This is a genomic window from Streptomyces sp. W16, assembly GCF_033194735.1.
Classification (GTDB): domain Bacteria; phylum Actinomycetota; class Actinomycetes; order Streptomycetales; family Streptomycetaceae; genus Streptomyces.
Genome location: NZ_JAWOAI010000532.1, coordinates 1 through 6,431 on the forward strand (window position 1 = coordinate 1; position 6,431 = coordinate 6,431).

4 protein-coding genes and 1 pseudogene are annotated in these 6,431 nt (G+C 68.9%); all 5 read left to right on the forward strand.

Annotated features, from left to right (window positions below):
• A pseudogene (locus R6V09_RS42815) lies at window positions 1–277 on the forward strand (FtsK/SpoIIIE domain-containing protein); the annotation flags it as partial.
• 155 nt (window positions 278–432) lie between these two features.
• Window positions 433–1,818, forward strand: coding sequence for an ABC transporter substrate-binding protein (locus tag R6V09_RS42820; protein ID WP_317886890.1), 1,386 nt, complete (start codon window positions 433–435; stop codon window positions 1,816–1,818).
• Window positions 1,819–1,825: 7 nt separating this feature from the next.
• A complete protein-coding gene (locus tag R6V09_RS42825; RefSeq protein ID WP_317886891.1) occupies window positions 1,826–3,166 on the forward strand; it encodes a carbohydrate ABC transporter permease in 1,341 nt (446 codons plus the stop codon).
• On the forward strand, window positions 3,163–4,071 hold the full coding sequence (locus R6V09_RS42830) for a carbohydrate ABC transporter permease (RefSeq protein WP_317886892.1): 909 nt from the start codon (window positions 3,163–3,165) through the stop codon (window positions 4,069–4,071). Before R6V09_RS42825 ends, R6V09_RS42830 begins: the two co-directional genes overlap by 4 nt.
• A 166-nt stretch (window positions 4,072–4,237) precedes the next feature.
• A partial coding sequence (locus tag R6V09_RS42835) for a bifunctional glycosyltransferase/CDP-glycerol:glycerophosphate glycerophosphotransferase (RefSeq protein WP_317886893.1) occupies window positions 4,238–6,431 on the forward strand: 2,194 nt, incomplete at its 3' end.

Consider the following 6,431-nt stretch of genomic DNA (forward strand, 5'->3'; position numbering starts at 1 on the left):
GGGCCCGGACGAACCGGCGCCCGGCCGCGGTCGCCTGACCCTCCCGGACGGCCGGAGCACCCCTTTCCAGGGCGGTCGCGTCACAGGCCGTATCCCGCGCACGGCGACGCTCCGCCCCACGGTCGTCCCGCTGGAGTGGCAGCGCATGGGCGACCCCCCGGCCCGCCGTCCGGTCCGCGAACTGGGCAACGGGCCAACGGACTTGGCGCTCCTGGCCAGCGCGCTGGAGAGGGCGACGCGTTCGGTGTCGGCGGCGGAGGTGCCGTCGCTCCTCTGATCGTTCACAGGTTGCCCACACAACCCCACGTCACGACACAATCACGATCCCGTACTTGACAGCGGACGCCATCTTGCCGCGTTCAAGTACCGGGCGTAGACCAGTGCGCACGGAAGCGTTCGAGCGTTCGACGAGGAACGAAGAACGGGGCAGTGATGCGCAGCACGAGCAGCACAAACCGGACACGCACCACCGTACGCACAGCGGCAGTTGTCGCCGCGGGAGCACTGGCGCTCTCGCTCACCGCCTGTGGAGGCAGCGACAACAAGAGCGACAGCGGCAAATCCAGCACCCCTTCGGAGAGCACGGGCACGGTCACCCTCCCCAAGCTGAACGGCGAGAGCCTCGAAGTGGCCGCCGTCTGGACCGGTGACGAGCAGAAGAACTTCAAGAAGGTCCTCGCCGAGTTCGAGAAGCGCACCGGCGCCAAGGTCACCTTCGTGCCCGCCCAGGACCCGATCATCAACTTCCTCGGCTCGAAGGTCGCGGGCGGGCAGCCGCCGGACGTCGCGATGCTGCCGCAGCCCGGCGCCATCAAGCAGGCCGTCGACAAGAAGTGGGCCAAGCCTCTTGGGCCCGAGGCGCTCAAGGAGTTGCAGAAGAACTACTCGCAGGGCTGGCAGGACATCGGCAAGGTCGGCGGCAAGCAGTACGGCGTGTACTACAAGGCCGCCAACAAGTCGCTGATCTGGTACAACGCCAAGGTCTTCGCGAACGCGGGCGCCAAGGAGCCCAAGACCTGGCAGGAGTTGCTGACGACCGCGCAGACCATCTACGACTCCGGGGTCACCCCGTTCAACATCGCCGGCGCGGACGGCTGGCCGCTGACGGACTGGTTCGAGAACGTCTATCTCTCGCAGGCGGGCCCGGAGAAGTACGACGCGCTGGCCCAGCACAAGATCAAGTGGACGGACCCCTCCGTGAAGGAGGCCCTCACCACGCTCGCGCAGATCTGGGGCAAGAAGGCCTATATCGCGGGCGGCCAGAGCGGCGCGCTGCAGACGGAGTTCCCCGCCTCGGTGACGCAGACCTTCACCGGCGGCGACCAGCCCAAGGGCGCGATGGTCTACGAGGGTGACTTCGCGCAGGTCAACATCCAGGAGACGAAGGCGAAGGTCGGTACCGACGCGAAGGTGTTCCCGTTCCCGGCGGTGGGCTCCAGCTCGCCCGTGGTCTCGGGCGGCGACGCGGCCGTCATCCTGAAGGACTCCAAGGCGGCCCAGGCGCTGGCGACTTTCCTCGCCTCCCCGGACGCGGCGACGATCCAGGCGAAACTCGGCGGCTACCTCTCCCCGAACAAGAACGTGCCGAACTCGGCGTACCCGAACCCGGTGCAGCAGACCATCGCCAAGGCGCTCATCGCGGCCGGTGACGACTTCCGCTTCGACATGTCCGACCAGGCCCCGCAGTCCTTCGGCGGTACGCCCGGCAAGGGCGAGTGGAAGGATCTCCAGGACTTCCTGAAGAACCCGACGGACATCGCGGGCACGCAGGCGCAGTTGGAGAAGGACGCGGCGGCGGCGTACGCGAGCGGGAGCTGATCCGGCGATGGCATCGGCAGCGGCGGAGGCCCCCGGGGCCCCCGTCCCTCCCCGCGGTCGCAAGAGCGTGACCGGCACCCGCAGGACCGTGGCAGTGCTGTTCCTGCTGCCCGCCCTGGTGCTGCTCGGCGCGCTCGTGGTCTACCCGATCGGGTACTCGCTGATCCGCAGCTTCGGCAACCAGGCCGGCGACGGTTTCGCCGGATTCGACAACTACAAGGCCCTGTTCACCGACGACGGCATCCGCACCGCCCTGAAGAACAACGTCATCTGGGTGATCTTCGCGCCGACGGTCGCCACCGCCCTCGGCCTGATCTTCGCGGTGCTGACCGAACGGGTGCGCTGGGGAACGGCGTTCAAGCTGGTCGTCTTCATGCCGATGGCGATCTCGATGCTGGCCGCCGGCATCATCTTCCGCCTCGTCTATGACCAGGACCCGCACAAGGGTGTCGCCAACGCGGTCTGGGTCGGCATCCACGACACGTTCGTCTCGTCGTCGGCGTTCCCCAACGCCCACCCGGGCCGCCAGTCCCCGCTGAAGGCGGACCACGGCGGCTTCATCACCAGTACGACGGTCCACACCGGCCAGACGATCACACTCCCGCTGGTCGGTGTCGCCCCCGACCAGATGCCCGACAGCGCGAAGAAGGCCGCAGCCGCGAAGGCCGAGCCGGGGAAGATCACCGGCACGACCTGGCAGGACTTCACCCGCGGCAAGGGCGTCGGCAAGCTCGGCGCGGTCGACCCGTCCGAACTCGGCTACGGCGGGATGCGCGTCGAGGCCGTCAAGGACGGCAAGGTGGTCGCCTCGACCAAGGCCGCGGGCGACGGCACCTTCACGCTGCCCGCCAAGGCCGACGGGGCCCAACTCCGGCTCCCGGCAAGCAACTTCAAGGCGCCGTACAACGGTGTGGAGTGGCTCGGCCCGTCGCTCGTCACGCCCGCCATCATCGGGTCGTACGTGTGGATGTGGGCCGGGTTCGCGATGGTGCTGATCGCGGCCGGACTCGCGGGTGTCCCACGGGAGTTGCTGGAGGCGGCGCGGGTCGACGGCGCCAACGAGTGGCAGGTGTTCCGGCGGGTCACGGTGCCGTTGCTGGCGCCGGTGCTCGCGGTCGTCGCCGTCACGCTGATGATCAACGTGCTGAAGATCTTCGACCTGGTCTTCATCATCGCCCCGGGCTCCTCGCAGGACGACGCGAACGTGCTGGCCCTGGAGCTGTACCGGAAGGGCTTCTCGGAGGACCAGCCGGGGATCGCCAGCGCCATCTCGGTGTTCCTTCTGCTGCTGGTGATTCCGGTGATGCTCTTCAATGTGCGCCGGCTCAGGCGGGAGGTGCGGCGATGACCACGGATGCCGGAACTCTGGGAAACACAGGGCCTGTTGAGGTCGTCAAGGCGCGGGAGTCGCTCGGCGGGCGGCTCGCGGCGGCGGCGAGCGGGGGTCTGGTCCGGGTGTTCCTGATCCTCGTCGGCCTGTTCTGGCTGGTGCCGACGATCGGGCTGCTGCTGTCGTCACTGCGCAGCCCGGAGGACATGAACGCGAGCGGCTGGTGGAAGGTCTTCAGCCAGCCCTCCCAACTCACCTTCCACAGCTACAAGACGCTGCTGGAGAACAGCGACATCACCAACTCGCTGTGGAACACCGTCCTGATCACCGTCCCGGCGACGATCCTGGTCGTGGTGATCGGCGCGCTCGCGGGTTACGCGTTCGCGTGGATGGAGTTCCCGGGCCGCGACTGGTGGTTCCTGGGCGTGGTCAGCCTGTTGGTCGTGCCGGTGCAGGTGGCGCTGATCCCGATCGCCGAACTCTTCGGCAAGATCGGCCTGTTCGGGACCATCTTCGGGGTGATCCTGTTCCATGTGGGGTACGGGCTGCCGTTCGCGGTGTTCCTGCTGCGGAACTTCTTCGCGGAGATCCCGCGCGAACTCCTGGAGGCGGCCCGCCTCGACGGAGCCGGTGAACTGCGCCTGTTCGCGCGGGTCGTGATGCCGCTCGGCGGGCCCGCGATCGCGAGCCTGGGCATCTTCCAGTTCCTGTGGGTGTGGAACGACATGCTGGTCGCGCTGGTGTTCACCAAGTCCAGCACCCAGCCGATCACGGTCGCACTGCAGACCCAGGTACGCCAGTTCGGCAACAACATCGACGTACTGGCACCCGGTGCGTTCATCTCCATGGTGATCCCGCTGGCCGTGTTCTTCGCGTTCCAGCGGCAGTTCGTGTCCGGCGTGATGGCGGGCGCGGTCAAATAGCCCACAAATAGCAACAAAGCAGGCGCATTTCGGGAGGCGGGCCGTCACCGGCCCGCCTCTTCCCGTTCACCAGGGGGTCCCCCGTATGCCGTACGCGGCGTAACCAAGTCACTCCATCGGCCGTTCCCGGGCAGAACGCCCGCGCCGACCGACCCATGGATGTCCCTTGCCCAGGTTCAGTGTCATTGTCCCCGCGTACAAGGTCCAGGCGTACCTGCACGAATGCCTGGAATCGGTGCTCTCCCAGTCGTATCCCGATCTGGAGTTGATCGCGGTCGACGACTGCTCGCCGGACGCCTGCGGCGCGATCATCGACGAGTTCGCGGCCCGCGACGCCCGCGTACGCGCCGTCCACCTTCCCGAGAACCAAGGCCTCGGCCGCGCCCGCAACGCCGGTCTGGAACAGGCGACCGGCGACTATCTGGTCTTCCTCGACAGCGACGACACGCTCACGCCGGACGCGCTGCGCTCGATCGCCGACCGCATCAAGGAGACCGGCGAGCCGGACGTCCTGGTCTTCGACTACGCCCGCACCTTCTGGTCGGGCGAGACCCAACGCAACAAGGTCGCCGCCCAGTTGACCGAACAGGGCCCGGCCCCCTTCCGGCTGGAAGACCGCCCCGGGCTCCTCCGGGTCATCATGGTCGCCTGGAACAAGGCGTACCGCCGGGAGTTCGTCGAGCGCCAGGGCTTCGCCTTCCCGCCCGGCTACTACGAGGACACCCCGTGGACCTACCCGGTGCTGATGGCCGCGGAGACGATCGCGACCCTCGACCGGGTCTGCGTCCACTACCGCCAGCGCCGCCAGGGCAACATCCTCGGCACCACCAGCCGTAAGCACTTCGACGTCTTCGACCAGTACGACCGGGTCTTCGCGTTCGTCGACGCGCGCCCCGAACTCGCGCAGTGGCGGCCGGTGTTGTTCCGCCGCATGGTCGACCACCTCGCGACAGTGTTCACCAAGCCGGACCGGCTGCCGCGCGGCACCCGCGCCGAGTTCCTGCGCAACGCCCGTGCCCACTACCGCCGTTACCGCATCCCCGGCACCACGGTCCCGGTGCGCACCCGGATGCGCCACACGCTCGTCCACTTCGGCGTCCACCGCACGTTCCGGGCCGTGCAGCGGGCGATGAGCTGGCGCCGCAGCGCGGTCAAGCTCACCGCGAAGGCCCTCCGCACGCTCAGGGCGGCCGTTCTCCAGCTCCACTACCGCGTCCAACTCCGGCTCCCGCTAAGGGATCGCGCGGTGTTCGCCGCCTACTGGGGCCGCGGCCACAGCTGCAACCCGGGCGCGCTGGAGACCGCGTTCCGCACCCACGCCCCGCACATCCGCACCGCGTGGGTCGCCCGCCCCGAGCACCACCACACGATCCCGGCCGCCACCCGCAGGCTGCGCCCGAACACCGCCTCCTACTGGACCGCGCTGGCCCGCTCCAAGTACCTGGTCAACAACGTCAACTTCGACCGCCGGCTGGTCAAGCGCCCCGGCCAGGTCATGATCCAGACCCAACACGGCACCCCCCTCAAGCACATGGGCCTCGACCTCCAGGAACGCCCGGCGGCAGCACGGGACATGGACTTCGGCGAACTCCTCAAGGGCGTCGACAAGTGGGACCACGTCCTGTCCCCCAACCGCCACACCACCCTGACCTGGGAACGGGTCTACCCCGGCAGCTACACCACGCTCGCCTACGGCTACCCCCGCAACGACGTGTTCCAGCAGGCGACTTCGGCCGACGTGCACCGGCTGCGCGAGTCGCTCGGCATCCCGCAGGACGCGATCGCCCTCCTCTACGCCCCGACCCACCGCGACTACCGCCGCGTCCAGCGCGCCCACCTCGACCTCGACCGCGTACTGCGCCGCCTCGGCCCGCGCTTCGTCGTACTGGCCCGCGCCCACTACTGGCACGAGGGCCCCCTCGCAGCCGCCGCGTCCGGCCGGATCATCGACGTCACCGACCACCCCAGCGTCGAATCGCTCTGCCTGGCCTCGGACGCGCTGCTCACCGACTACTCGTCCCTGATGTTCGACTACGCCAACCTCGACCGCCCGATCGTCATCCACGCCGACGACTGGGAGGCCTACGAGGCGGCCCGCGGCACCTACTTCGACCTGCGCGCCTTCCCCCCGGGCGCCGTCGCGCGCAGCGAGGACGAACTGATCGACATCTTCGCGACCGACCACTGGCGCGGCTCCCGCTCGACCCAGCTGCGCACCGCGTTCCGCGAGCGCTTCTGCCCCTACGACGACGGCCGCGCCGCCGAACGGGTCGTACGCCACGTGGTGTTGGGCGAGACCGACCTCCCGCCGGTCGTTCCGCTCGCCGACCGCCACCCGGTCCCCTCGGCCGCCGCGAGCC